27 protein-coding genes are annotated in these 25,949 nt (G+C 68.7%); 10 read left to right on the top strand and 17 right to left on the bottom strand.

What is annotated here, in order from left to right; all coding sequences use genetic code 11:
• The first annotated feature begins 18 nt into the window (after positions 1 to 18).
• The 3 genes from MGN01_RS06360 to MGN01_RS06370 all read left to right on the top strand — a co-directional run bounded on the left by MGN01_RS06360 (position 19) and on the right by MGN01_RS06370 (position 1,395).
• Positions 19 to 297 carry an acylphosphatase gene (locus MGN01_RS06360; protein ID WP_147045756.1) on the top strand — a complete coding sequence of 93 codons (279 nt, stop codon included), beginning with the start codon at positions 19 to 21 and terminating at the stop codon, positions 295 to 297.
• Positions 298 to 398: 101 nt separating this feature from the next.
• Positions 399 to 1,112 (top strand): DUF599 domain-containing protein, encoded by a 714-nt coding sequence (locus MGN01_RS06365; protein ID WP_147045757.1) that lies wholly within the window; start codon positions 399 to 401, stop codon positions 1,110 to 1,112.
• On the top strand, positions 1,102 to 1,395 hold the full coding sequence (locus MGN01_RS06370; RefSeq protein WP_147045758.1) for a DUF3253 domain-containing protein: 294 nt from the start codon (positions 1,102 to 1,104) through the stop codon (positions 1,393 to 1,395). Before MGN01_RS06365 ends, MGN01_RS06370 begins: the two co-directional genes overlap by 11 nt.
• Here MGN01_RS06370 and MGN01_RS06375 read toward each other — a convergent pair.
• From MGN01_RS06375 to epmA, 6 genes are all read right to left on the bottom strand, one after another.
• Positions 1,361 to 1,978 (bottom strand): HdeD family acid-resistance protein, encoded by a 618-nt coding sequence (locus MGN01_RS06375; protein ID WP_147045759.1) that lies wholly within the window; start codon positions 1,976 to 1,978, stop codon positions 1,361 to 1,363. The two genes, MGN01_RS06370 and MGN01_RS06375, sit on opposite strands and share 35 nt — an antisense overlap.
• Before the next feature lie 79 nt (positions 1,979 to 2,057).
• Positions 2,058 to 3,245: an AAA family ATPase gene (locus tag MGN01_RS06380; protein WP_147045760.1), complete on the bottom strand. Its 1,188-nt coding sequence runs from the start codon at positions 3,243 to 3,245 to the stop codon at positions 2,058 to 2,060.
• A gap of 244 nt (positions 3,246 to 3,489) precedes the next feature.
• Entirely contained in the window at positions 3,490 to 4,287 is a 798-nt protein-coding gene (locus tag MGN01_RS06385) for a YdcF family protein (RefSeq protein WP_147045835.1), read from the bottom strand.
• Positions 4,288 to 4,378: 91 nt separating this feature from the next.
• The gene (locus MGN01_RS06390) at positions 4,379 to 4,999 is read right to left on the bottom strand and encodes a glutathione S-transferase family protein (protein WP_147045761.1); all 621 of its coding nucleotides are present in this window, start codon (positions 4,997 to 4,999) and stop codon (positions 4,379 to 4,381) included.
• Positions 4,999 to 6,057: a lysine-2,3-aminomutase-like protein gene (locus MGN01_RS06395; RefSeq protein ID WP_147045762.1), complete on the bottom strand. Its 1,059-nt coding sequence runs from the start codon at positions 6,055 to 6,057 to the stop codon at positions 4,999 to 5,001. The genes MGN01_RS06390 and MGN01_RS06395 overlap by 1 nt, the downstream gene beginning before the upstream one ends.
• The gene (gene epmA, locus MGN01_RS06400) at positions 6,054 to 7,109 is read right to left on the bottom strand and encodes an EF-P lysine aminoacylase EpmA (RefSeq protein ID WP_147045763.1); all 1,056 of its coding nucleotides are present in this window, start codon (positions 7,107 to 7,109) and stop codon (positions 6,054 to 6,056) included. The genes MGN01_RS06395 and epmA overlap by 4 nt, the downstream gene beginning before the upstream one ends.
• A 133-nt stretch (positions 7,110 to 7,242) precedes the next feature.
• Between epmA and efp the strand changes: the two genes are divergently transcribed.
• Entirely contained in the window at positions 7,243 to 7,809 is a 567-nt protein-coding gene (gene efp / locus MGN01_RS06405; RefSeq protein WP_147045764.1) for an elongation factor P, read from the top strand.
• Positions 7,810 to 7,830: 21 nt separating this feature from the next.
• Here efp and MGN01_RS06410 read toward each other — a convergent pair whose 3' ends face one another.
• A complete protein-coding gene (locus MGN01_RS06410) occupies positions 7,831 to 8,850 on the bottom strand; it encodes an acetyltransferase domain-containing protein (RefSeq protein WP_238257708.1) in 1,020 nt (339 codons plus the stop codon).
• Between the two features lie 297 nt (positions 8,851 to 9,147).
• On the opposite strand from MGN01_RS06410, the gene MGN01_RS06415 reads away from it, so the two are divergent.
• Both MGN01_RS06415 and MGN01_RS06420 read left to right on the top strand, forming a co-directional pair.
• Positions 9,148 to 9,741 (top strand): cold-shock protein, encoded by a 594-nt coding sequence (locus MGN01_RS06415; protein ID WP_238257706.1) that lies wholly within the window; start codon positions 9,148 to 9,150, stop codon positions 9,739 to 9,741.
• 14 nt (positions 9,742 to 9,755) lie between these two features.
• Complete coding sequence (locus MGN01_RS06420; RefSeq protein ID WP_147045765.1) at positions 9,756 to 10,274, top strand: DUF192 domain-containing protein; 519 nt, start codon at positions 9,756 to 9,758, stop codon at positions 10,272 to 10,274.
• 67 nt (positions 10,275 to 10,341) lie between these two features.
• Here the strand turns inward: MGN01_RS06420 and MGN01_RS06425 are convergent, their stop codons facing one another.
• The 5 genes from MGN01_RS06425 to MGN01_RS06445 form a co-directional block, all read right to left on the bottom strand.
• Positions 10,342 to 11,025, bottom strand: a complete 684-nt coding sequence (locus tag MGN01_RS06425) for an HWE histidine kinase domain-containing protein (protein WP_147045766.1) — start codon at positions 11,023 to 11,025, stop codon at positions 10,342 to 10,344.
• Positions 11,025 to 11,750: a Crp/Fnr family transcriptional regulator gene (locus tag MGN01_RS06430; protein ID WP_147045767.1), complete on the bottom strand. Its 726-nt coding sequence runs from the start codon at positions 11,748 to 11,750 to the stop codon at positions 11,025 to 11,027. The genes MGN01_RS06425 and MGN01_RS06430 overlap by 1 nt, the downstream gene beginning before the upstream one ends.
• 179 nt (positions 11,751 to 11,929) lie before the next feature.
• Complete coding sequence (locus tag MGN01_RS06435; protein WP_147045838.1) at positions 11,930 to 13,270, bottom strand: NTP/NDP exchange transporter; 1,341 nt, start codon at positions 13,268 to 13,270, stop codon at positions 11,930 to 11,932.
• 157 nt (positions 13,271 to 13,427) lie between these two features.
• Positions 13,428 to 14,153 carry an NADPH-dependent F420 reductase gene (locus tag MGN01_RS06440; protein WP_373319157.1) on the bottom strand — a complete coding sequence of 242 codons (726 nt, stop codon included), beginning with the start codon at positions 14,151 to 14,153 and terminating at the stop codon, positions 13,428 to 13,430.
• A complete protein-coding gene (locus MGN01_RS06445; RefSeq protein ID WP_147045768.1) occupies positions 14,143 to 15,045 on the bottom strand; it encodes an aldo/keto reductase in 903 nt (300 codons plus the stop codon). The genes MGN01_RS06440 and MGN01_RS06445 overlap by 11 nt, the downstream gene beginning before the upstream one ends.
• Positions 15,046 to 15,204: 159 nt before the next feature.
• On the opposite strand from MGN01_RS06445, the gene MGN01_RS06450 reads away from it, so the two are divergent.
• A complete protein-coding gene (locus MGN01_RS06450) occupies positions 15,205 to 17,376 on the top strand; it encodes a glycosyltransferase family 2 protein (protein ID WP_147045769.1) in 2,172 nt (723 codons plus the stop codon).
• Positions 17,377 to 17,441: 65 nt separating this feature from the next.
• Here MGN01_RS06450 and MGN01_RS23445 read toward each other — a convergent pair whose 3' ends face one another.
• The 3 genes from MGN01_RS23445 to MGN01_RS06465 all read right to left on the bottom strand — a co-directional run bounded on the left by MGN01_RS23445 (position 17,442) and on the right by MGN01_RS06465 (position 20,354).
• Positions 17,442 to 17,714 (bottom strand): hypothetical protein, encoded by a 273-nt coding sequence (locus tag MGN01_RS23445; RefSeq protein WP_170245846.1) that lies wholly within the window; start codon positions 17,712 to 17,714, stop codon positions 17,442 to 17,444.
• Positions 17,715 to 17,912: 198 nt separating this feature from the next.
• The gene (locus MGN01_RS06460; RefSeq protein ID WP_147045771.1) at positions 17,913 to 18,830 is read right to left on the bottom strand and encodes an alpha/beta hydrolase; all 918 of its coding nucleotides are present in this window, start codon (positions 18,828 to 18,830) and stop codon (positions 17,913 to 17,915) included.
• A 99-nt stretch (positions 18,831 to 18,929) separates the two neighbouring features.
• A complete protein-coding gene (locus MGN01_RS06465) occupies positions 18,930 to 20,354 on the bottom strand; it encodes a protein adenylyltransferase SelO (RefSeq protein WP_147045772.1) in 1,425 nt (474 codons plus the stop codon).
• 145 nt (positions 20,355 to 20,499) lie between these two features.
• Between MGN01_RS06465 and MGN01_RS06470 the strand changes: the two genes are divergently transcribed.
• A complete protein-coding gene (locus tag MGN01_RS06470) occupies positions 20,500 to 21,504 on the top strand; it encodes a UDP-3-O-acyl-N-acetylglucosamine deacetylase (protein WP_147045773.1) in 1,005 nt (334 codons plus the stop codon).
• 3 nt (positions 21,505 to 21,507) lie between these two features.
• On the opposite strand, the gene MGN01_RS06475 is transcribed toward MGN01_RS06470, so the two are convergent.
• Complete coding sequence (locus MGN01_RS06475; RefSeq protein ID WP_147045774.1) at positions 21,508 to 22,227, bottom strand: aldolase/citrate lyase/malate synthase family protein; 720 nt, start codon at positions 22,225 to 22,227, stop codon at positions 21,508 to 21,510.
• Between the two features lie 111 nt (positions 22,228 to 22,338).
• Here MGN01_RS06475 and MGN01_RS06480 point away from each other — a divergent pair, with 111 nt between their 5' ends.
• Both MGN01_RS06480 and MGN01_RS06485 read left to right on the top strand, forming a co-directional pair.
• On the top strand, positions 22,339 to 23,511 hold the full coding sequence (locus tag MGN01_RS06480; RefSeq protein WP_174804561.1) for a lytic transglycosylase domain-containing protein: 1,173 nt from the start codon (positions 22,339 to 22,341) through the stop codon (positions 23,509 to 23,511).
• On the top strand, positions 23,508 to 25,088 hold the full coding sequence (locus tag MGN01_RS06485) for a DUF2336 domain-containing protein (RefSeq protein ID WP_147045775.1): 1,581 nt from the start codon (positions 23,508 to 23,510) through the stop codon (positions 25,086 to 25,088). The genes MGN01_RS06480 and MGN01_RS06485 overlap by 4 nt, the downstream gene beginning before the upstream one ends.
• 10 nt (positions 25,089 to 25,098) lie before the next feature.
• On the opposite strand, the gene MGN01_RS06490 is transcribed toward MGN01_RS06485, so the two are convergent.
• Entirely contained in the window at positions 25,099 to 25,926 is an 828-nt protein-coding gene (locus MGN01_RS06490; protein WP_280178537.1) for an NAD kinase, read from the bottom strand.
• Positions 25,927 to 25,949: the final 23 nt, after the last annotated feature.

A 25,949-nucleotide genomic window follows, 5' to 3' on the forward strand; every position in this document is an offset into this window, starting at 1 on the left:
GAGGAACGGAGCAACGCAGTGAGCGAGACCAAGTCCATCCACGTGGTGATCCGCGGACGCGTCCAGGGCGTCTTCTACCGGAAGTGGACGCAGGAGCGTGCACGCCACCACGGCATCGCCGGCTGGGTGCGCAACCGTGACGACGGGGCGGTGGAGGGTATCTTCTCCGGTCCGGCGGAGGCGGTCGACGCGCTCGTCGCCGAGTGCCGCGACGGGCCCCCGGCCGCACGCGTCGAGAGCATCGACATCACCGTGGCCGAGTCGGTGCCGGGCCAGGGCTTCGAGGTCACCGATTGAGCCCCTCCCGCGATTCTCGCCAAAGGGGCTTGCCGGGCCGGCGTGCGCTCTGTAGCGGCCCATCATGAGCCCGCCCGCCGGAGCCGGTGCCGCCCGACGCCATGCCTGATCTCAGCGCCTTCTCGCCCCTCGATTTCATCGGGCTCGTGTTCTTCGTCTGCGCCTGGCTGATCTACGGCTACGCCGTTCAGAGCCGCAAAGACCATCGCAGCCTGAGCCGCATCATGCACGGCCAGCGCCGGATCTGGGCCGAGCAATTGATCGCGCGCGACAACCGCGTGGTCGATACCACGATCAACGCCTCGCTGCAGAACGGCACCGCCTTCTTCGCCTCAACCTCGCTGATCGCCCTCGGCTCGGTGCTGACGCTCTCGCGCTCGGGCGACGACGTGCTCAGCCTGTTCGGCTCGCTGCCCTTCGGCGTGGCGACGACGCGGGCGACCTGGGAGCTCAAGGTTGCCGGGCTCGCCATCGTCTTCGTCTATGCCTTCTTCAAGTTCTCCTGGGCCTACCGGCTGTTCAACTACGGCGCGATCCTGATCGGCGCGGTGCCGCCGAAAGGGTCCGGCGTCGATTACGAGTCGATGCAGCGGGCCGCGCATCGGGCGGCTGCCATGAACATCGCCGCCGGCAATCATTTCGATCGCGGCCAGCGGGCCTTCTTCTTCGCGCTGGCCTATCTCGGCTGGTTCGTGAGCGCCTCGGTGCTGATCGTATCGACGGCGGCCTGCGTCCTGGTGATGTGGCGCCGGCAATTCTCCTCGGAGATCCGCGCCGCACTGCTCGCCGACGAGGAGCCCCACGATGGCCGATGAAGCTGCGATCGAGAAGACGATGCTCGACCTCGTCGCCGAGCGTGGGCCGGGAAAGACCTGCTGCCCGTCGGAGGTCGCCCGCGCGCTCGGCGGTCCGCATCCCGACGGCTGGGGACCGCTGATGCAGCCGGTCCGCCGCGTCGCCGTGCGGCTGACCAAGGAGGGCCGCATCGCCATCCTGCGCAAGGGCAAGCCGGTGGCCGATCCCGAAGACTTTCGCGGGATCTACCGATTGGGTCTGCCGAGCCTCACCGAGACGTCGCGTGGCGGCCGCGCAGGTTAAAGGCGAGGAACAGCAGCATGACGCCGAAGGCGAGGCTGTAGGCCCCCATCCAAAAGGCCAGCACGATCGCCGACATGCCGGGATTGATCGCCAGGGCCAGCCCGAACAGGACCGAGATCACGCCACCGAGCCCGAGCCACCAGCGGCCGTAATGGAGATGCAGCCTGAAGGCGGCAGCGATCATCAGAGCTCCTGTCACGAGGGCCCAGGTGGCGACCAAGAGCACGAAGGCCCAGATCGCTGCCGCCGGGATCAAGGCCGCCGCAAGCCCGACGATGATGTCGACGATCCCTTCCAGCAGGAGGAATCCGTAGCGCTCATGCTTCTGAGCCGACCGGATCGCAGAGGCGATCGTCCAGCCGCCGTCGACCAGCATGTAGGCCGCGAAGTACAGCGCCAATGCGAGCAGGAAGGCCTGCGGCGCTGCGAAGGCGAGAACGCCGAACAGGATCGCGAAGACGCCTCGCAGGGCCACGAGCCACCAGTTCCGCGCGAGGACCGCACTCATCGCGTCGAGCCTGGCGATGCCAGCGAGCGGGGTATTGGAGGAATGGATCGGTGGTACGGCGGTCGAGTTGGCCATCACAGCCTCCGTGCCATCCTGCTGGCGGCGCGACGTTCGTCGCGAAGCGAACGCCGCGCCGGCGGAAGTGTTCCCGTCTTCAGGCGGCCTCGAGCGTCCTGCAACTCATGCGCCGCAGGGTGGCTTCCGCATCGGCGGCTCCGTGAGCGCTCATGAAGACCTCCTGGAGACGCGCACCCGTCTGCGGGCGATAGGCCTCTCGCGGCAGCGTCGGCACGGCTCCGTCGTAATACGACGCGAACATCTCGGCGAAGGCGTCGTAGTCGAGCGCGCTCACCTCGAGCCGCAGGTCGATCCGGCAGGGACGCACCATGGCGGGGTCCAACGCTTCGATGTGGTTCGTCGTGATGATCGTGATCAGCCCATGGGGCGTGGCGAGCCCGTCAAGCGTGTTGAGCACCCCGTGCAGCAGCGCCTTCGCGTCGCCGATGGGGGAGGGCACAGTCTGGCCGGCCTCGCGCGTGAGCGAGCCGAGCGTATCGATGTCCTCGATCGCCAGGATGCCGTTCTTGAAGCGCCCGATCTCGGGCCCCAGCGCGACGAGCCGGTCGACGCAGTAGAGGTCGCGGTTGAAGTGGCTGGCGATGGCCTGGATCAGGCTCGACTTACCGGTGCCCGGCTCGCCGTGAAGCAGGATCACGAGCTTGTAGGTCAGGCCGCGGCGCCGGTACCACTCCTCGTTGGCGAGGAACCAGCGCACCTTCTCCATCAGCTCGGCCTTCATCGCACCGTTGGCGAAGACGGTCTCGATCGGGCGCTTGGCCCGGCGGATCGCCTGCCAGCCGCTGGTCGAGCGGTGGTGGATGTCGATGGTGCCGCGATCCTGCATCGCGTCGTCGAGCGCCTCGTCGAGGAAGCGGCGGATGGCTGTGCGGTCGCGGGTCAGGAAGGCGAGGGTGAGCACCTCCACGACCTGGAAGGTCTTGGCGTTCTCGTCGATGCGCAGGTTGTAGAACACCCAGAGACCCCGCCAGCGGGCAAGGCCCGAGCCGTAGCCGACGGTGAGGGCATTGTCCTCGGTGACGCTGTAGCTGCGGCCCCAGGCATGCAGGCGATGGCGCGCGACGAGTGCGGTCAGGCGCTCGACTGAGGCGCCGCTGGAGCGCGCGGTCAAGGTCGAGAAGACCTGGCTGCCGACGAAAGACTTAAGGCCGGTGGCGAGCCGCGTCGCCTGCAGGGCGAGATAGGCGGCGATCGTCGTGCCGATGCCGGCGACGAGGAGTTGGTTGGTCGAGAGCGTCGTGAGCTGGCTGACGAGATCGGTCATGCCGGCCTCCGAGAAGGGCAGCACGGCTGGCCGGCCGGCGGGCTGCCTCTTCGATCGAGCACAGCCGCACGAAATGGGGAGCGCCGTTCGTCGGCACAAGGCATCCGTGACGCAGTCTACCGTCCATGTCCTCTAACCTTAGGCGAGAGCAGCGCGACCTAGCCGGGTGATGCGGAGCATCCGGGCTTACTCCACCATGCTTGCGCATGGCCCCCTCGCCCGACGGGGGTGGAGACGCGCCAGGTCAGGGCGCCGGCATCCACTCATCCGTGTAGCCGACGAGCCGGTAGACCACGAGGCCGATCCACTCTTTCACGGCGAGGTCGAGTTCGAGCAGCCCGTCCGAGGCGAAGGTGTTGAAGCGCCCGACGTCGCGCGAGCCGGCGGTGCGGTAGTCGACCGGATAGGCCGTCACCGGAAACCCAGCCTTACGGAAGCAGCCGACGGCGCGCGGCATGTGCCAAGCGGAGGTCACCAGCAGCCAGCGCTCCTCCGGCTTCGGCTGCACCAGCTCGGCGGTGAACCGCGCGTTCTCGCGCGTGTTGCGCGAGCGCTCCTCCAGGATGAGCCGGTCGCGCGGCACGCCGAGCGACCCGGCGAAGCGGCCGACCGTGCCAGCCTCGGTGACCGCGCCCTCGGTCAGGCTGGCGCTCCCGCCCGAGAAGACGAGCCGCGCCTGCGGATAGCGCCGGGCGAGGTCGCCGAGGGCAAGCTGGCGCTCCCCCGCATCGTTGAGCGTGAGTTGGTCGCGCTCGGCCGAGATCGCCGTCATCAGGCCACCGCCGAGCACGATGACGCCGGTGATCGGGCGCCCATCATCGACGAAGGCGGGAAACCGCTGCTCCAGCGGCAGGATCGTCCAGGTCGCGAGCGGCGACAGGCCGCCGGCGAGCAGCCCGAGGAACCCGAGAATCGCCAGGACCCGGCCGATCGCCGCCCCCGCTTGCGTGAACAGAAGCAGGCATCCGACGAGCCCGATCACGATGAAGAAGTTCGAGGGGGTGATCAGGAAGAAGGCGATCTTCGAGAGCGGGAAGAACATGATTTTTCCGGATCGCGGACGGGATGGCTCGGGGGAGAGGGCATTGCTCATCGCGGCATCATCCGGCGCTGCTCCCGAGCCTCGATGGGGCTCAGCTGATCGGCACCGTCAGAACGGCCGAGGCGGCCCTGCGTTGCGCGATCGTCGTGTACCAGCGCGTCATGTGAGGCCGCTCGGCCCGTTCGAGCGGCATGTTGAGCCAACGATGAGCTGCGCAGCCGACGGCGATGTCGGCAATGCCGAAGGTCTCGCCCGCGACGAAGGGCGTGCCGGCAAGATGCCGGTCGAGCAGGGCCGCGCGCTTCTCGGTTGTGACACGTGAGGCTTCGATGGCCCTCAGGTCGCGCTGGCCCTCGGGCACGCGCAGCATCTGCCAGAAGGCGTCGCGCATGCCGGGCGTGAAGGCGGTGGCCTGCCAGTCGAGCCACTGGTCGATGCCGGCACAGGCCCTGGGATCAGCCGGCCATGCCAGCGGCGATCCGGGAAGCCGGGCGACATAGCGCAGGATCGCATTCGACTCCCAGAGGACGAAGCCGTCCTCTTCGAGCGTCGGCACCAGCCCGGTCGGGTTCATGGCGCGATAGGCGGCGTCGCCCACCACGCCGTGGGCGCCGCCGGCATCGATTCGCTCGTAGGGCAGGCCGGTTTCCTCCAGCCCCCAGATCGCCTTCTGCACGTTGACGGAGTTCGCCCGTCCCCACAGACGCCGCATCAGCTGTCCTCGCTCTGGTGTTTTGGCGGATAGGCGTGCTCGACGCCGGCCGGATCGGTGACGTGGTGGCCTCTGCTGCTCTCGCGCCAATAGCCGGGACCGACCGGCACCTTGCCGTGGCCGCCGGGGATGTCGAGGACATAGGTCGGCTGCGCCAGCCCGGAGAGGCGCCCGCGCAGGGCCCGCATCAGTGCCTGGCCCTCGGGCAGGCTCGTGCGGAAGCCGCTCGTGCCCGGCGCGAGGTCGGCATGGTGCAGGTAGTAGGGCTTGATCCGATTCTCGACGAAGCTGCGCATCAGGGCCGTGAGCGTCTCGGGATCGTCGTTGACTCCCCTCAGGAGCACGCTCTGGCTCACCATCGGTATGCCGGCATCGACGAGGCGCGCGATGGCCGTGCAGGCCGCTGCCGTGAACTCCTTCGGGTGGTTGGCGTGGAGCGCCACGAAGACCGCGCCGGTGAAACGCTTCAAAGCGGCGACGAGCGGCTCGCTCACTGAGGAGGGATCGACCACCGGCACGCGGGTATGGAGGCGCAGCACCTTCACATGCGGGATCGCATCGAGCTTTTCGGCGATGGCCGAGAGGCGCCGCGGCGAGAGAGCGAAGGGATCGCCGCCGGTGAGCACCACCTCCCAGATGCCGGGATCGGCCGCGATATAGGCGTAGGCCGCTGCAAGCTCCGCATCGCTCAGCGTGCCGAGGCCGCTCGGCCCGACCATCTCGCGGCGGAAGCAGAACCGGCAATAGACCGGGCAGACATGCAGCGGTTTCAGGAGCACCCGATCGGGGTAGCGATGGACGAGGCCGGGCAGCGGCTCGTGCACGGCATCGCCGATCGGATCGGCGATCTCGCCCGGCTTGGTCTCCAGTTCCTCCGCCCGCGGAATGAACTGGCTGGCGATGGGATCGGCAGGGTCGGCCGGGTCAATCAGCTCGGCGAGGTCGGCCGAGAGCGAGACGGCATAGCGCGCCGCCACCGCCTCCAGGCCGGGCAGGTCCTCGGGCCGCACCAGGCCTGCGCGGGCGAGATCGGCGGGGCTGCGCAGGGGCCGGGTCACGAGGCTTGTCCTTTGGCCACCGGCGTCCAGAGCACGTCGTCGATGCGCGGCGCGCCCGTGGCCAGCATCACCAGCCGGTCGAAGCCGAGCGCGATGCCGGAGGCCTCGGGCATGATGGCCAGCGCATCGAGGAAATCCTCGTCGATCGGGTAACGCTCGCCGTAGACGCGGGCCTTCTCGTCCATCTCGGCCTCGAAACGGCGACGCTGTTCGGCGGGGTTGGTCAACTCGCCGAAGGCATTGGCGAGTTCGACGCCGCAGGCATAGAGCTCGAAGCGCTCGGCGACGCGCGGATCGTAGGGGCTCGGCCGGGCCAACGCTGCCTCGCTCACCGGATATTCGCACAGGATGGTCGGGCACCCGTCGCCCAGATGCGGCTCCACCAGCCCGACCAGGATGCGGGAATAGAGATCGGCCCAGGTATCGTCGGAGGCGACCCGCAGGCCGCGGCTGGAGACGGCGGCGGCGAGCCGGTCGCGGTCGGTCTGGCCGTCCCTCGAGAGCGTCGCCAGCAGATCGATGTCGGCGTAGCGTAGAAAGGCTTCGGCAACGGTCAGGCGCTCGAACTCGGCGAAAGGATCGGATTCGCGGCCACGATAGACGAGGCGGGTGACGCCGGCCGTCCTGGCGGCGAGTGCCAGCAGGTCGGCGCAATCCCGCATCAGGGCCTCGTAGGTCTCGCCCACGCGGTACCACTCGACCATCGTGAATTCGGGATGGTGCAGCGGCCCGCGCTCGCGATTGCGGAAGACTTTCGCGATGCTCAGGATTTTCGGCTCGCCGGCCGCGAGCAGCTTCTTGCAGGCGAATTCCGGCGACGTGTGCAGGTAGAGCTTTTCGCGGCCCCCATCGGGCTGGATCGCCTCGGTGACGAAGGCCGAGAGATGCGCCTCGTTGCCTGGCGAGACCTGCAGGCAGGCCGCCTCGACCTCCACGAAATCCTGCTCGGCGAAATGTGCGCGCAGGGCCGCCTGGATGCGGTTTCGCGTCATCAGCAACGGGCGCCGATCCGCATGGACCTGCGGCTGCCACCAGGGGGAAGGGGAGGTCACGCTATGCCGGCTCTTTAGATTGACGGGTCTCGGCTGGCACGAAGGCGGCGGATGCGGTAGGGGCTGCAGCGATATTTCGCTACGGCGTCGCCACAACCGGCCCGGCGCCCTCGTCAAAGCAAGGTCTACGCTCGTGAAGGTGATCGCCTCGACGCTCCGCAAGGGCAATGTCGTCGACAAGGACGGCAAGCTCTACGTCATCCTGACCGCGGAGAACATCCACCCGGGCAAGGGCACCCCGGTGACCCAGCTCGACATGCGCCGCATCACAGACGGCGTGAAGGTGTCGGAGCGCTACCGCACCACCGAGCAGGTCGAGCGCGCCTTCGTCGAGGATCGCGAGCACACCTTCCTCTACAAGGACGGCGAGGGGTTCCACTTCATGAACCCCGAGAGCTACGAGCAACTCGCGGTGCCCGAGGACGTGGTCGGCGATGCCGCCCCGTACCTGCAGGAGGGCATGGCCGTGATGCTCTCGACCCATAACGGCGTGCCGCTGACCATCGAGCTGCCGGCGCGTGTGACGCTTGAGATCATCGAGACCGAACCGGTCACCAAGGGCCAGACGGCCTCGTCCTCCTACAAGCCGGCGATCCTGTCGAACGGTGTGAAGACCACAGTGCCGCCGCACATCCAGACCGGCACCCGCGTCGTGATCATGACCGCCGACGGCTCCTACGTCGAACGCGCCAAGGACTGATCTTACAGTTTCAGTCACGGCTTACGGCGGAGAGGCAGTGCCCTCCGCCGCCTCGTAGCACTGTCGCGCGAAGCCCTGTGCCTTGGCCCGCTCCTCCAGCGTGTAGGGCCGGCCGGTCCCCCATAGACCCTCGCGGCGCAGGACGCCGGCGATGCATCGGCTCGCGATGCGGCAGGCCTCCTGCGCGCCGCCGGTGCGGGTGCAATTGCCCTCGAACTGCGTGCGGAACTCGGCGACACCCGCCCGCGGATGCGGCCCTGTCACGCTGACCACGGCGTAGACCAGCCCATACAGAACCGGCTGGTGGATCAGGTAGACAGCGAGACTATGCCGCCCCGCGAAGGTTGCGGCGCGGGCCGGCCGTCCCGCTGCCTGCCAGCGGGCGAGGCCTGAGCGCAGGAAAGCCGGCAGCCCGAGCCGGCCGAGCGCGATCCCCGCGCAGACCATCCCGAACCAGGGGAAGAGCGGCACCCAGTCGTTCGTCTGCGGCGGCAGATGGGCAAGCCCAAGAAACGCGAGCGCCGGCTCGTCGAGCACGGGCGCGCGCAGCGTGAAGCTACCCAGAATCAGGACGATGCTCAGCAGGGCGCTCAGAGGAATGGCCACCCATCTCGGCATCAGGAGCAGCGGCAGGGCCAGCACGCTCGACACGGCGATGCAGTGCAGGATGCCGAAGAAGATGAACCCGTCCGGCATGAACAGGTAGGTCACGCCGGTGATGAGCATCGCTCCGGCGCCGATCCGGCCCAGCCGCATCAGGTAGGGCCGCCAATGCAGGCCATTGCGCGTGGCCAGAACCAGGCTGATCCCCACCAACAGAAGGAAGCTGCCGGCGATCAGGTGTGCAACGACCCGTCCAGGTGGCGTCAGCGCGGCGTTGAGCGGCGTGAGCTGCAGAAAGCCGAGATCCCAGGTGAAGTGGTATGACGCCATCGCGACGAGGGCCGCCGCGCGAGCCGCATCGATGGCGTCTATGCGCGAGCGAGGGCGGGCGGCATCGGCTTGCTGATCGCCCATGCGGGCAGGGATGGCGTCGTGCATGCGCCTGCGCGTAGCATCGTTGCCCGGCACGAGCGATGCCCGGCGCGCCCGCCACGCACCTCTCGACATCGTGACCGATCACGCCGGTGTTCGATGAATACCGGGCCACAGCAGCATGGCACCATGCAGCTGCTGCAAAGTGGTGCAAGCATGACTGTGGCAAGACTGCCAAGTCGCGGGAAATTGCAATGTTCGATGGCCCCCAGGCCCCGCAGACGGGCTTCCGCCGAGTCCGGACTTTGTTAACTTGTCAGTCGAATCGCGAAGGCGTGATTCGGTTCGGTTCGGGTTGCTTACATGTCGAACGATCACGGGATCGCAGAGGCTGAACAGCGGACGACGACAGGGTCGGACGAGGCGCAAGCCGAGCGGCCGCTCGACCTCATCGAGGTCTCCGGGCGCATCAAGTGGTTCGACGTTTCCAAGGGTTTCGGCTTCATCGTGCCCGACGATGGCTCGCCCGATGTCCTGCTTCACGTCACCTGCCTGCGGCGCGACGGGCACCAGAGCGCCAGCGAAGGCGCGCGCATCGTCGTGGAGGCCGTGGAACGGCCGCGCGGCTGGCAGGCCTTCCGGGTGGTCTCCCTCGACCAGTCCACCGCGACCCACCCCTCCGAACTGCCGATGCCGCGCACCCATGTCAGCGTGACGCCTACGAGCGGGCTCGAGACCGCGGTGGTGAAGTGGTTCAACCGCCTGCGCGGCTTTGGCTTTCTCTCCTGCGGCGAGGGCACGCCCGACATCTTCGTGCACATGGAGACCCTGCGCCGCTACGGCATCGCCGAGCTGAAGCCGGGCGATACCGTACTCGTGCGCTACGGCGACGGCTCGAAGGGTGCTATGGCGGCGGAAGTCCGCCTCGTCGATGGGGCGCTTCCCGCCTCTCACTGACGGTACCCTCGCCGATGGTCACGAGCCTGCTTCGCCGCCGCGCCACCCCGCCGGTCGCCGCCCTGGTACTCGCCGCCCTGGTCGCCGCGCCGCCGCTGTCGCCCTCTGCGCATGCCGTCACGCCAGTGGATGACATGGCGGCGGCGATCACCGAGCCGCTGGCCATCTTGGCAAAGAACGGCCGCCACACCTTCAAGGTCGAGGTGATGCGCACGGATGCCGACCGCGGCCGCGGCCTGATGTTCCGCAAGTCGATGGCGGCGGACCGAGGCATGCTGTTCGACTTCGAACAGGTGCAGCCGGTCACCATGTGGATGAAGAACACCTACTTGCCGCTCGACATGGTGTTCATCCGCGCCGACGGCACTGTCGCGCGCATCGCCGCCGACACCGAGCCCTTCTCCACCAAGGTCATTCCCTCGGGCGAGCCGGTGCTGGCCGTGCTGGAGGTCAATGCCGGCACCGCGCAGAAGCTTGGCATCCGGCCGGGCGACCGTGTCGAGCACGCGATGTTCAAGGCGAAGGGTCGGTAGGAGGTCGGAGTACCGGCAGCGACGCCAGTGCAGCGGGGCTTCGAGCAAGCCGCGGCCCGGTCCCGCCCTACTCCTCCGCGAGGTGCCCGACCTCGGGAACGAGCGGCAACCGGATGGTCCAGCGCACACCATCCGGCTCGAAGGCGGCGGCGGCCTGCGCCCCGCCCTCGTAGGCGAGCATCTCCTCCAGCACCGTCATCCCGAAGCCCCGGCTGCTCGGCGGGATGAGGCTGTTGGCACCCGTCTCCTTCCACACCAGCACGAGCAACGGCCCGCCGTCACTCGGCTCGACCCGCCAGGTCACTTCCACGCGGCCACGCGATCCACTCAACAGACCGTGCTCGACGGCGTTGGTCGCCAGCTCGTGCACGGCGAGCGCGAAGACCTGCGCCGCTCTCGGCCGCAGCCGGACGCGCGGGCCGTCGAGGGCGGCGTGTTCGCCCTCATGCGCGAGATGGAACGTCAGCTCGTCCGCGATCAGGCTGTGCAGATCAGCCTCGCCATACGCGTCCGTGCGGGTGCGGACTCGAACGATCGCGTCGAGGCGGCCATCGAGATGCGCGGCATAGTCTGCGACATCCCTGCGGGTCTCGGTGGTCCGGCGGATGATCGAGCGCAGCATCGCGGCCGTGTCGCGCAACGCGTGACGCAGGCTGTCGGGCGCACCCGCTCCGTCGAGCAGCCGCCGCAGGCGGGCATTGTCCGCCTTCACCGCATCGAGCTGATCCCTCAACTCCTCGTGATTCGTCATCACTGGCCTGCCTTCTGAGTGAAGTGCAGATAGACCGGATCGAAATAGGCGAGTTCGGCCAAGCCGGTCTGGTCATGGATGGTCAGGCGCCTGCCGCGCAGAGCAACCAACCCCATGCTGCGCAGTTCCTGCAGCGTGCGATTGATGTGCACGCTCGTCTGTCCGAGCACGTCGGCCAGATCGTTCTGAGTCAGCGGGAATGGGCATGACCCGCCATCGGTCAGGCCAACGGCGGCGAGCCGCCAATAGAGTTCGCAGAACAGGTGGGCGAGCCGTTCGATCCCCGAGCGCCGGCCGAGGCTGACCGTCCACTCGCGTTGGATCGCAATCGCCGAGAGTCCTTCACGGCGGAAGGCGTAGGCGAGGCTCGCGCTGCGCTCGACGAGCGACTGGAAGGCGGGCCCCGGGATCTGGGCGACCGTCAGGGGCGTGAGCGCGCCGATCGTGTGGTCCATGCGGTCCAGGAGGAAGATGTGCGGGTCGCACAGGTCTCCCGGCAGCATCAGCGCGACGATCTGCCGACGCCCGTCGGCGAGCAGCCGGGAGCGGCAGGCCCAGCCATCGAGGATGACGTTGACGGCGTGGGGATCCTGGCCCTGATCGACGAGATCGGCATGCGCGGCGACCTGCCGGCTCTGGCCGAGGGCTTCCTTCAACCAGAGCTGATCGACATCCGAAAGACGAGCGAAGCTCTGCAGTTTAAGCGCGAGCAAATTGGCAGTCATACGCTCACGATCTGACAGACATCCGGCAAGTGTCGAGCCTAACACGCAGCCGTAGGCTGAAAACTTATGTACATTAGCGGACCGTAGCTTTTATGGGCAGCCTGCCGAGCTGGTTCGGCGCGCGCGGCGCGGGTCGTCGGGCCGCAAGACTGCCCCGCTCAAGAGCAGGGGCTACGGCCTCAAGGAGCACCCGGTGCGGCGCGGCTACTGGCAGTCGTTCCTGCGCTGAGCTCGGCCTCACGCCTGCGCTGGGTCCGGCCGAGCCAGAGCGCGTTGGCTAGCCAAGCGATCGAGAGCGGCACGGCCACGATCGCAGCCCAGCTGCCGGCGAGGCCGAGCGCGCCGATGCCAGCATAGGACCAGGCGCCGATCTGGTCGCCGGTCCGGTAGGCCACGGTGTCGATGAAGGCTTTCGCCTTGTAGCGGTCCTCTCGCGGGACGACCGTGAACAGCACCTCGCGCACCGGCCGGGCGATGGCGAAGTTGCCCGCCCGCCGCAGCACCTGGAAGCCGACGATCGCCACGAGGCTCGGCGAGACCGCGAGTGCCGCAAACCCAAGAACGCTCGCCGCCGGCAGCAACGCCAGGGTCGGCCCGACGCCGATCGCCCGGGTGATCCGTCCGGTGAGGAAGAGCTGGATGCCGAGCGTCAGCAGGTTCACGGCGAGATCGACGCTGGCGAAGAACGCCGTCTGCGCCGCGCGATCGGGGAAACTGCGCTTCGCAATGCCGGCCTGCTCGAAATACAGGAAGGTCGAGGTGACCGAAAACAGCAGCAGGAATAGCGCGATGTTGAGGAGGTAGGGCGAGGCGAAGGTTCTTTTGATGCCCGCCAACGCGCTGCCGCCGATGGTCTCGTCAGCGCGGCCCGTCGGCACCTCGTGCAGCCGCTCGGAGAGCCGCGCCAGCCCGCGCATGGCGAAAACCGCCACCTCCAGCAGCCCTGCGGCGGCGATCAGCAGGACCCAGGTCGGAACGTGGCTTGCCAGCGTCGCCGTCACCGCAGAGCCCGAGATCGCACCGAGCGTCGCGCCGGCCGCGATGAAGCCGAACAGGCGCTTGCCTTGGCTCGTGGAAAACACGTCGACGATCGTCGCCCAGAAGATCGAGACCACGAACAGGTTGAAGATCGACAGCCAGACGAAGAAGACCCGCCCAACCCAGATCAGGCTCTCCTGATCCGACAGGTAGATTGCCGCTGCGAACAACAGGATGTTGCCGGCGAAGAACCGGTAGGTGAGGGGGATGAAGCGGGCGCGCGGAAGGCTCCTCACCAGCCAAGCGAAGGGTAGGTTCAGGGCCAGCATGCCGATCAGCGTGGCCAGAAACAGCCAGGGCAGGTTCTCAAGGCCCCCGGCGATGCCCATCTGGTCGCGGATCGGGCGCAGCACGTAGTAACTCGCCAGGATCGCGAAGAGATAGGCCCAGGACCAGGCCAGTGCAGGGCCTTCGCCGGGCCGCAGGTCGACGAGGCGCGCCAGAAGGGACGGGCGCACCTTGGCAGCGTCCTCCTCCGTCATTCCGAGGCCGCGCAGCGGAGCCCGGATCCGAAGAGGCACGCCAGAGGCGGCCAATCCATGACCGCGCAAAGCGGCCAGTCGTGGATTCCACGTTCTCGCCTGTGGCAGGCCCCGGAATGACGGCGCAGGTTGCGCCCGAACACTGGTGCCATCTCGCTCAAGGCTTGACCCCGAGCTTCTCCTTCAGCTCCGGTGCGGAAAGTTCGAGCCCGAAACCGGGCTGACCCATCTGGAATTTCTTCGCGGCCTCCAGCTCGCCGACCACCACCGGATCGAACCCGGCATCGGTAACGAGCGTTCGCGCCGTCTCGACGGCCTTCGGATCATCGCCGGCAATCGGGATCGCCATGCGCGGCTCGGGCCGGCCAGCATTCTTCACGAAGACCTTGAAGTTCGCCGCGTTGAAGGCGCGCACGATGCGGGCGCCGGACAGGTACTTCTGCGACGTGACGCCGATGCCATTCTTGTCGACCTCGTCGCGCAGCTCGGCGCCGTCTCGTGCGGCCGTGGCGTTGCCGGCATCGATCACCACCTTACCCTTCAAAGCGGCGGCGTGCTCCTTCCCGAACTCGGGATAGGCCTTGTAGGGCACGGCGAGGAAGACCGCGTCGGCATAGGCCAGCGCCTCGGCCGGTGTGCCGGCATGCGCCTTCGGCCCGAGGCCTTCGACCAGCGGCTTCAGCTCCTCCGGGTGACGCGAGGCGAAGAGCACGTCGTAGCCCGCCTTCACCCAGAGCGTGCCGAAGGTGCTGCCGATATTGCCGGCCCCGATGATCCCGATCTTCTTGGGAGCCGGCTCGGCCATTACCAGCGTCGCTGCGACCACCGCCATCGCGGCGAGGGCAGCAACCCGCGAACCCATCCGAAGGACATCAAACAGCATCGATCAGGGCCTCCATCTTCTTGCGCTCGGCCGCGTCGGGCAGGCGCCCGCGCGCCGCGCCGACGTTCTCCTCGACGTAAGCGACCTTGGCCATACCGGGGATCGGGCAGGTCACAGCCTCGTTGGCGATCACGTATTTCAGGAAGAACTGCGCCCAGTTCGCGCAGCCGAAGGCAGCCGCCCAGTCGGGAATCGGCTTGCCCTTGACGGCGCCGAACAGCCGGTCGCGGCCGAAGGGCACGTTGATCATCACGGCCATGCCGCGGTCCTTGGCCAGCGGCAGGATGCGCTCCGCGGCGAGCCGGCTGTCGATGGCGTAATTGACCTGGATGAAATCCAGCGTCTCGCGCTTCATCACCGCTTCAAGGTCGGGATACTGGCGATCGGCCCAAACGGTGACGCCGACGTAGCGGATGCGGCCCTGCTGCTTGAGAGCGCGCAAGGTCGCGAGATTGTTATCGACATCGACGAGATTGTGGACCGCGATCAGGTCGATCTTGTCTGTCTTCATTCGTTGAAACGAGCGCTCGATCTGCGCCAGACCGTCCTTGCCGCGCTCGGAGACCTTGCTCGCCAGGAAAATTTTTTCGCGAAGTCCGCCCTCGGGCAGGATTTGTCCGAGCACATCCTCGGCAGTGCCGTAGCTTGGCGCCGTATCGATCACCCTGCCGCCCAAGGCGACGAAGCGCTCCACCGCCTCGCGCAAGGGAGCGATCTTGTCCGGTGTGGGCTCGACCTCGTAACGGCGCGACGTGCCGATTCCGATGGCCGGCAACGCCTCGCCGGAGGAGGGGATCTTTCGCAGCAGCAATGGCTCTTCGGCCGAGGCCGACCTCGTGACGAACGGCGCCAGGGCGCCGGCAGCCAACAGTGTCCGCCGGTCGAGGGTCATGCGTCTCTTCTCCGCAATGGAGGAGGTTAGATGGGGCGGCGGCTGGGTTCGGGGAGGTGAGCGGACACCCCGCCGTTTCGGGAAGGCGCGGGATGCGCTAGGCAGTCGCCCCACCGTCGGCCTGCGCCGTCCACTCTCTCGCCGATTCGCACGCCTGACATGACCCTTCCACATACGGCGAGCCTGATCCGCCGGGGCTGGCCGCCCATCGCCCTGCCCGTCGAGGGCAGCGGCCTGCGCCTCATTGTCAGGCTCGACGGCCAGGATCTCGGCCTGCGCTTCGTGCGCGTGAGCTTCCTCGATCCGACCAGCGCCGCCTTCAGCCGCGTGACACTCAGCGCCGGGCTCAGCGAGGGCAGCTATAAGCCGCAGCTCGCTCTCTCGGCGGATGGCAACGGCCGCTTCAGCTGGACCGGTCTTCTGCCGAAGACCGTGCGGCACCTCGAACTCGCGCCGACCTTCGACGACTTCCTGCCGCCGCTGACGAATCTCGAACTCGCCGAGCCCCATCTCGCCCGGCTCGTCGGCACGGGACTGATGCGCCGGCCGCATCTCGTCGCCGAGGCCGGCATGTGGCGCCTGGTGCGCAAGCGGCTCAGGGCCAAATATCGTCTGGAGGCAGCGGTTCAGCCGCGCGCGCTCGCCGGCTATGCCGACTGGATCGCGCGCTTCGACACCGTAACCGCGGCCGATCGCGCCCGCATGCGGGCCGAGATCGCGGGCTGGACCGCGCCGCCGGCTCTCTCGGTGCTGATGCCCGTCTACAACCCCGATCCGGCGGTGTTGGAGAAGGCAATCGCGTCCGTGCGAGGCCAGCTCTATCCCCACTGGCAGCTCTGCATCGCGGACGATGCCTCGAACCGGCCGGGCGTATCGGCCGTGCTCGAACGCGCCGCGGCCGCGGAGCGGCGCATCAGGCTGATCCGGCGCGGCGAGAACGGCCACATCTCGCGCGCCACGAACAGCGCGCTGGAGGCGGCGACCGGTACGTTCTGCGCCTTCCTCGACCACGACGACCTGCTGCCGGAAAACGCCCTCTACGAGGTCGCTCGGGCGCTGATCGCCAATCCCGATCTCGACCTGATCTATTCGGACGAGGACAAGGTCGATGCGAAGGGCAAGCGCTTCGAGCCCCACTTCAAGCCGGACTGGAATCCCGAGCTGCTGCTCGCCCAGAACTACCTGAACCACCTCACGGTGATCCGCACCGATCTGATCCGGCGCGTCGGCGGCCTGCGTCCCGGCTTCGAGGGCAGCCAGGACCACGACCTGCTGATGCGCATCGCCGACGACCTCGCGCCGGACCGCGTCCTGCACATCCCGAAGGTGCTCTATCACTGGCGCGCAGCGATCGGCTCCGGCACCTTCTCGGATGCGGCCTTGGCCACGGCAGAGGCCGCGCGGCTGCGCGCGCTCGACGAGACCATCGCCCGGCGCGGCTGGCCGCACCGGGCCGAGCGGGGACCGGCCGGCTTCAACCGCCTGGTCCGCGCGCTGCCCGAGCCGGCGCCGCTGGTCTCCGTCGTGATCCCGACCCGCGATCGGGCGGAGCTGCTCTCCGTGGCGCTCGACGGCCTGCTCACGAAGACGGATTACCCTGCGATCGAGGTGGTGATCGTCGACAATGACAGCGTCGAGCCCGAGACGGCGGCCCTGTTCGCCCGCTATCGCGACGATCCGCGCGTGCGGGTCGTGAAGAGCCCCGGCAAGTTTAATTTCTCGAAACTCTCGAATGCGGGGGCTGAGGCGGCGCGCGGCGACGTGCTGCTCTTCCTCAACAACGATATCGAGGTGGTCGAGCCCGGCTGGCTGCGCGAGCTGGTCTCGATTGCGGCCGAGCCGCATGTCGGCGCGGTCGGCGCAAAGCTGTTCTACCCGGACTGGACCCTGCAGCATGGCGGTGTGGTGCTTGGCGCCGGAGGCATCGCCGGCCACAGCCATCTCGGCATCGAGCGCGAGGATCCGGGCTACTTCGCCCGCATGGTCGTCTCGCAGCAGGTCTCGGCGGTCACCGGCGCCTGTCTAGCGATGCGCAAGGCCGTGTTCGAGGAGATCGGCGGCTTCGATGCAGAGCGGCTCAGCGTCGCCTTCAACGACATCGACCTCTGCCTACGGGCCACGGAAGCTGGCTATCAGGTGATCTGGACGCCGCACGCGGTGCTGATCCACCACGAATCGAAGAGCCGCGGCCACGAGGACACGCCGGAGAAGCGAGCCCGCTTCGAAGGGGAGACCAAGGTGATGGTCGAGCGCTGGAGCAAGCAGCTCTCGCGCGACCCGTTCTACAACCTGAACCTGTCGCGGGCGAAGGCGAACTTCAAACTGAGCTGATCGCCAACGAAATCGGGCGCAATCCGCAGACTGCGCCCGATTGGAAGTCGGCTGAACGCGTCAGATCAATACGGGTAGCCCTCGTAGTGGCGTCCCCGGCCCGGATAGGGCACATCACGCGGGCCGTAGGCACGGCGGTAGTAGTTGTAGCGGGATGGGGCGTAGTTCCCGTTGTTCACGCCGGCCGAGCGATCGTTCCCGCTATCCGCGGCGTAGGGCGACAGTCCGCTGCCGCTGCTGCTGTTGCCGCCTCTCGCCATGGCCGAGCCGGTCGCCGCGAGAACGAGGCCTGCCGCGACGGTCGCCGCGAAGACGGTCTTGGACTTGGAATGAGTCATCGGGGTCTCCCTGCTTGCCCAGACAACACGTGAACCCGGCCATAGGATGCACGGGTGCGGCCGACTGAATCGCTGCCGGGCCGGCATCGGAACGGACGCCGTCATCCGCAAACCTCATCCGCCGCATGCTGCGCCGATACGCCGGCACCGAGTCCGGCCAGAGTATGCGGTTCCGCCCCGGGCGGTCGAGGGGCTCGCTCATGCCGGCACCCGCTCGGGCACCGCGGCAGCCTGCTGGAACTCCCGATGGAGGAAGGCTGCCGCCATCTCGATCGAGCGGCGCGCCTCAGGCACGTAATTGTCGGCGATCTGCCAGACATGCGGCACGACGGGCCACAGGGTCAGCTCGACCCGCACGCCGGCCGCACGCGCCTTCTCCGCCAGCGCCACGGAGTCGTCGCGCAGCACCTCCCGTTCGGCCGCGTGCACGAGCAGGGGTGGAAAACCGAGGAAATCGGCCTCGACAGGCGAGACGCGCGGGTCGCGGGGATCAGCGCCGGCGAGATAGACCGGAGCCAGGTTTGCCAGGATGTCGGTTGTGAACATCGCGTCACGGCGCTGATTGGACCGGAACGAGGGCCCACGCCTGAGCAGGTCGCAAGCCGGTGAGAACAGGGCTGCCGCGGCAGGAAGCGGCAATCCGCGGCGGCGCGCCTCGACGATCAGGGCGAGCGCCAGGTTCCCGCCCGCCGAGTCACCGGCTACGACCGCCGGCCCTTCGCGCGAGAAGGCGGTCCAGGCCGCAACGATGTCCTCGAGGCCCGCCGGAAACGGGTGCTCCGGCGCGAGCCGATAATCCGGCACGAAGACACGGAAATCCGCACGCGCAAAGGCGGCCGTAATCGTGCGGTGGGTGAGCGGCGAGCCGCCGACAAAGCCGCCGCCGTGCAGGTAGAGCAGGTGAGGGCGCTGCGCCTCGGTCTCCTTGCGCGGCCGCACCCACTCCCCCGGCACCCCACCGAGTTCGCCCGGATGAAACACGGCGCTCGGCGAGGGGCGGAGGGTGTTCTGGGCGAACACCGCGCGGATCCGGGCGATGTCGGGCGAGCGGCCGAGCCGCGCCTTCACGCGGATCCGGGCGGTCAGGTCCAAGAGATATGCGCGCAGGCTCGCCATGGTCGGTCCGCTCCGGCCGCGATCGAGCGCGCCGGCCCGGTCTCTCTATCGCATGGCGGATTGATGCCGAACTACGGATGCGCGCGTCTTCGGACGATCCTATGCAGGTTGAGGACGCGTCCCATAGGCCTCGGCCATGATGTCGATAGCCGCGAGCTTCGCCGCGAAGACCGACCAGTCATCGTGCTCGGCGATGGGTTTCCAGATCGCCTCAACCTCGTCGATCAGCATGGTGCAGGGTGCGCCTGCGAAATAGGGATGGTCGAGCCGGGCATCGGCCGCCGGCTCCAGGTCCTGCAGGGCGGCGTGGACCGGCCTGAAATCGTCACTCGCGTAGAATGACGCCGCTGGGCTCGCCGCCGCCCGCATCTCGCTGGCGAGACCGCCCCGCCAGTCGAAGAAGGCCTGCTCGAAGGGCATCTGGCTCTTGGCCAGGAAGCTCCAGAAGGCTGAGACCAGGCGGTGCAAAGCCGTCTCGTCGCTCGGTCGGGCCAGTCCAAGCCGAGCGAGGATCACGTCCGCGAAGCCATCCTGCAGGGCTGGCCCGAAGCCCTTCAAGCTCGCCTCTAGGCGAGTCTGCTCCGTGAGCGGGATCAGGCACTCGGCGAGCCGGCTGAGGTTCCAGAACAGAGCCTCTGGCTGCCGGCCGAAGCTGTAGAGCCCGTACTCGTCGAAATAGGCGGCGGTGAAGCCGGCATCATGCGTTGGGGCGAAACGCCAGGGGCCGTAATCGAAGCTCTCGCCGGTGATGTTGATGTTGTCGGTGTTGAGCACGCCGTGGACGAAGCCGGCCGCCATCCATTGCGCGCCCATCCGCGCCACCCGCGCAACGACCTTGTCGAAGAACGCGATGGCGCGGTCGGCGAGCGCGTCCTCACGGATCTCCGGGTAATAGGCGGCCACCGCGTAATCGAGGAGCCGCTCGATGTTGTGGGTCTCTCCGAGTGCCAGGAAGCGCTGGAAGGTGCCGATACGGATGTGGGAATGGCTCAGGCGCACCAGCACCGAGGAACGCGTCGGCGAGGGTTCGTCGCCACGCTCCAGCGCCTCGCCGGTCTCGATCAGGCTGAACGATTTCGAGGTATAGACACCGAGGGCCTCCAGCATCGCGGTCGCCAGCACCTCGCGCATGCCACCTTTCAGGGTCAGCCGTCCGTCTCCGGCGCGCGACCACGGCGTCTGGCCGCTGCCCTTGGTGCCGAGATCGAGGAGCCGCCCGTCGGCGAGGTCGTGCAGTTGCGCGAACAGGAAGCCGCGCCCGTCACCGAGCTCGGGGTTGTAGGAGCGGAATTGATGGCCGTGGTAGCGCAGCGCCAACGGCTTCTCGAAGCTGCCGGGCAGCGTCGCGAACCGCCCGAAGTGCGCGATCCACTCGGCCCCCGAGAGACCGTCGAGCCCGACGCGCTGCGCCCAGGGCTGGTTGCGGTAGCGCAGGATGGCTTTCGGAAACCGCGCGGCTTCGACGACATCGAAGAAATCGGAGCCGAGATCGGCGTGACGGCGCGAGGGGTTCGGTGAGGACAGGGGCTTCTTGCTCCAGCAATGTCTCTGACGACGGGGTCGGCCGGTTCGGCCTGACCGTCAACTCACGAAGCGGCCGGCGGTTTTCATCGGCGACAAACCGTGCGGTTGGCTTAAAGACGGGTGTGAGCACATACGGGGGCGCGGCGTGCCCGTCGATCAGCGTTTCGAGGCGACCGTTGCGGCGCCGTTCTCGGTCTCCGGGTGCGGCCTGCACACCAACCATTTCGCCCGTGTTACCGTCGCCCCGGCGCCGCCGGGACACGGCATCCGTTTCGACGTCGCCGGCGCCGGCGCGGTCGCCCTGTCGTACGAGACCCGTGCCCCGAGCCGGCTGAACACGGCACTGAGGCTGCCCGACGGCACAGCCTTGCGCACCATCGAGCACCTGGCGGCAAGCCTCTCGGCCTTCGGCATCGACAATGCACTGGTGAGGGTCGAGGGTCGCGAGATGCCGATCTTCGACGGCAGCGCCCAAGCCTGGTGCGCAGGAATCGCCGGGGCAGGCCTCGCCATGCAGGCCGCGCCGCGCCGCGTCATCCGCATCACCCGGTCGATCCAACTGGCGATGGGCCAGCGCTTCGTCCGGGCCGAGCCGTCGACGGCGCTGGAGCTCGATGTCACCTGCGAATCCTACTATGCGGGCGGCGTGCAGGCCTGGCGCGGTTGCCCGACTGGGCAAGCCTTCATGACGGAGCTGGCGGCCAGCCGCTCCTCGGGCCAGGTCAGCCGGCTCTGGAGTTTTGGGCCGGTGGCGAACCGTGTCCTGGCGCCGCTGCTGCAGCCGATCGGGCCGCGCAGCCCGGCCGATGCTGCCAGAGGGCCGTCGGCAAACACGCCGCGGCCGGATCTGCCATCGACCCTCACCGACGAGATTCGCGCCGGCATGGCGCATCCGGCCGGTGAGCCGGTGCTGCGCGGCGTCCGGCCCGGACGTGCCGCGATCCAGATCGGACCCTGGGTGATCGGCGGCGCGCGCTTCCCGGACGAGCGGGTGCGCCACAATGCCCTCGACCTGCTCGGCGACCTGATGCTCGCCGGACGCCCCATCATCGGCCGGATCGTCGCGCACCGGCCGACCCACAAGCTCACCTACGCCTTCGTGGCGACGCTCATGCAAAGCCCCGACGCCTATGAGATCGTCGACGCATAGGGCTCACGATTCGCCCCGGATCGCTTGGGCCTGACGCGCGTCACGGGCGAACATCGCCGCAAAACCATCGCGGCGCGCCGCGCCAATCACCTTTCGAGGATCCTTGCCGGGATAGGCCGCCTCGATCGCCGCGACGCCTGCTGCCGAGGCCGCGAGGCGCGCCATGGCGCGTGCCTGGGCTAGGACCGGGCTCCAATCTCCCTCGTCCGTGAGGGGCTCTGCCCCAAGCTCGCTCGCGAGCGCTGCATCCCAGCCGATGCCGCGGAGCCTTGGGCTCGCTCCGGCAAAACTCGCCGTTGCAAGGACACCGGCGGCGCTGACCACGAGAGCGATGATGCCGATGCCGCCATCGGGCAGGCCGTGCTCGGCCTCGTGCACGGCGAGCTGTGCCCCGAGATGGGCGATGTCGCGCCCATGAGCCGACGACAGCATGATCGCGTCGGGGCGGACCTCCGCCAGTTCGTCGCGATCGATCGCGTCGATCCCCTCAATGCGGATCAGCAGCGGGACCGTACGCTTGCCAGATATCCCCCTCGTCATTGCGAGCGAGGCGAAGCCATTGAGGGCCGCAATGTCGGCGCCCTGGCCCCGGATGGCTTCACCTCCAGCTCGCGATGACGAGGGGGCACTCCGTGCATCGACGACCCACGCATCGGCGCAGGTCGGATCCGGCTCGCCTCCACTCGTGATCAGATAGGCCCGCACGTCGCTCCCCGGACCCATTGCGCGTCGAACCGGGACGCCGGCCGGCCACGGTCTTTCAAGCTTCCTTTACCATACCGACACGAAAGTCCGTGATGCGGCGATGGGTTAGGCCGCGCGGCCACGTCATCCATGTTCCTGTTCACCAACGCCCCCGTCGGCACCCGCGACACCGGCTCGACCGTCGGCGGCGGCCGCACGATCACGGGCACGGCAGGTCCGGCAAACGGATCGGTGGTCGATGCGATCCGCAGCGGCGCCGAGTCCAGCGGCGTCGGTTTCGAATACCTTCTCGCGACAGCCAAGCGGGAATCGGGGCTCGATCCAACGGCCAAGGCCGCGACCTCCTCGGCGAGCGGATTATTTCAATTCATCGACCAGACCTGGCTCGGCACGATGAAGACGGCGGGCGCCCGGCTCGGCCTGTCCTCCTACGCCGACGCGATCACGGCGCGGTCCGACGGCACCTACAGCGTCGCCGACGCGGCGACGAAGCAGCAGATTCTCGACCTGCGCCGCGATCCGCGCGTCGCCTCGGCCATGGCCGGTGCGCTGACCCAGCGCAATCGCGACGCCCTCGGAACGGCCCTCGGCCGCGAGCCGACGAGCGGCGACCTCTACGCCGCGCATGTGCTCGGCGCGAAGGGCGCCGCGACGCTGATCAACTCCGCCCAGGTCAGCCCAGCGCGGCCCGCGGCGAGCGACCTGCCGGAGGCGGCAGCCTCCAACCGGAGCCTGTTCTACGACAAGGCGGGCCGGGCCCGCGGCTCGGCCGAGCTCTACGCGATGTTGTCCACCAGCACCGCCGGCGGCCAGAGCGCCGTCGCCGGCACGGCGAACGTGCCGGAGGCCGCGACTGCCTACGCCTCCCTCGACGACGGCCTGCGCAGCCTGTTCCAAACCGACCGGCGCCAGGGCGCGATCTCGGCGGGCGTGGCCAAGCTCTGGCAGAACCGCAGCACGGGCACCGAGACGGCCCGCAGCGCGCCAACCTATTTCCCACGTTCCGACGCGGAACCGACCATGACGGCTTCCGAGCCCGAGACCACGGGCGCCATCGGGGCCGTCGATACCTCCGCAACGGCGGCGAATGCCATCATCGTCCCGCTGCCGCCGCGCCGCCCCTCGGCGCTGCAGCTGCAGCAGCGCGCGCTCCCGGCCTCCGCCAAGGTCGCGGCGACCCCAACCGCGCCGGCCGAAGAGCCTCCCGCGACCGTCACGCCCGCTGCTGCAGAGCCCGCCAAGGCCGGCTCCGGCGGCTTCCTCGACTTCCTCTCCACCCTCGGACTTCGGAACGGCCAATGACCCTCCGCCAGTTCCTCCTCTCGACCCAGACCGCCTCCTCCGAACGCCGCGCCGAGGCTGCCGCCGCGCTCGGCCGGGCCTATTGCCACGGCAACCTCGCACCCGAGGCGGCCTGGGAGGCCAAGACCGCCCTGCTCGCGCTCCTCGACGATGGCTCGACGCTGGTGCGCCGGGCGCTCGCCGAGGCCTGCGCCGCCTCGGATGCCGCGCCGCGCCCGCTCATCGTGGCACTCGCCTCCGACCAGCCCGAGATCGCCTGCCTCGTCCTCGCCCGGTCACCGGTGCTGATGGATGCCGATCTCGTCGATTGCGCCGCGATCGGCTGCGAGACCACCCGCTCCGCCATCGCCGGCCGCGCCGACATCTCGATGCCGGTGGCGGCGGCGCTCGCCGAGGTGGGGGGCGCCCCCTCGCTCACCGTTCTCGTCCGCAACGGCTACGCCAAGATCGGCGTCGCCGCGCTGCTGCGCATCGTCGAGCGTCACGGCGACGACGCGCGTCTGCGCGAGGCGCTCCTGGCTCGTCCCGGCATCGGCATCGAGGTGCGCCACGCCATCGCCGCGCGGGTCGCCGAGGCCCTGTCCGCCTTCGGTCTCGCCAGCGGCTGGCTCAGCCGCGAGCGCGGCGAGCGCGTCCATCGCGAGGCGCGCGACTGCGCCGCCTTGTCCTTGAGCGACGAGGCCGGCGAAGCCGGATTGGCGCGGCTGGTCTCCCATCTGCGGGCGCAGGGGCAGCTCAATGCGGGGCTGATCCTGCGCGCCATCCTGACCCTGCGCATGCCCTTCGCCGAGACCGCGCTCGCCGATCTCTCAGGCCTGAGCCGGGCGCGGGTCGCCGGGCTGATGTTCGAGCCGCGCGGCGCGGGCTTTGCCGCCCTTCACCGTCGCGCCGGGCTGCCGCCTCTCCTGCTGCCCGCGATCCAGGCCGCGCTCTCGGCCTGGCGCGAGGCCGCGACGGGCGACGCCGAGATCGAGGGCCCCCGGCTGGCACGGCGCATGATCGAGCGGGCGCTCACGGCCTGCGACGACATGCCCTTCGCCGAGAGCCGCAGCCTGATGGCGCTGCTCGCCCGCTTCGAGGCCGAGGCCGCCCGCGAGGAGGCGCGCGTGCATGCCCGCGCCCTGGCCGACGAGGCTGAGCGCGACGCCATCCGGCGCGTCGAGGCCGACGAGCGCCACCTTTCCGGGTTCCTGCCGGAGGCCGTTGCGATCCCCACGCCCGACGCGATCTCAGACCGACTCTCCCGCGTCCTCGACGGACTGCCGGATGCGATCATCGCGAGCTACCGCGCCGAGCAGGAGCGCCGCCAGGCCGAGACGGCGGGTGCCGTCCTCGACGGCCTCTCGGACGCGCTGATGGCGAGCTTCATGGCCAGCCGCGAGCCCGTGCCGGACAGCGGCGCGGCACCCGCCGTCGAACTCGCGCCCGCCTCCGAGCCGACGGCCGAGGCACCAATGCTGCTGGCGGCCCCTTCGCGCGAGCCCGCGGCGCAGGATGGTCCGGCGCTCGTCGAGAGCCTGATCTCCGAGAGCATCCTGGCGAGCTATCGGCCCAGCCACCTGCGCCTGGCCGCCTGATCCCTCGGGATCATCCGAACTGTTCGCGAAGAATCCGCTCGTCGAGGCTGTGGCCGGGATCGTGCAGCAGCACGAGGTCGGTGGCGTGATCGAGCCAGGCCTCGACGGTGCGGACCCGACGGAACTCGGTGTGGTCCGCCACCGCCGCCACCGGCCTGTGGGCGGCCTCCAGCACCTCGACGTGGATGCGCGCATGGTTCGGCAGCAGCGCGCCGTTCCAGCGCCGCGGCCGGAACGAGGAGATCGGCGTCAGGGCGAGAAGCTGCGCGTTCAGCGGCAGGATCGGGCCACCCACCGAGAAATTGTAGGCGGTGGAGCCGGCGGGCGTCGCCACCAGGACCCCGTCGGCGATGAGTTCAGGCAGCCGTACCTTGCCGTCGATCGAGATCCGTAGCTTCGCCGTCTGGTGGGTCTGGCGCAGCATGTAGACTTCGTTGATCGCCGGAGCCTCGTGGGTGCGGCCCTCCGTGTCGGTGACGACCATGGAGAGCGGGTGGATCACGCTGCGCTGTGCGTTCTCCAGCCGCTCGAGCAGCGCGTCCTCGCGAAACTCGTTCATGAGGAAGCCGACAGTGCCGCGGTTCATGCCGTAGATCGGCTTGGAGCCGTCCATGAAGCGGTGGAGCACCTGCAGCATCAGGCCGTCACCGCCGAGCGCCACGACGACGTCAGCCTCCTCAGGCGTCACGTGGTCGTAGCGGCGCATCAGCGCCTCGGCTGCCTCGCGGGCGTCGGGAGTGGGGCTCGCGACGAAGGCGATCCGGTGGAAACGCATCGCCATCGAATCCGACAATCCGCCTTCGAGCCGTGTTGACGCCGGGATGGCACGAGGTCTCACTCGCAGCCGGACGCATCTTCTTT

Origin of the sequence: Methylobacterium gnaphalii (assembly GCF_007992215.1) — a bacterium.
GTDB classification, from domain to species: domain Bacteria; phylum Pseudomonadota; class Alphaproteobacteria; order Rhizobiales; family Beijerinckiaceae; genus Methylobacterium; species Methylobacterium gnaphalii.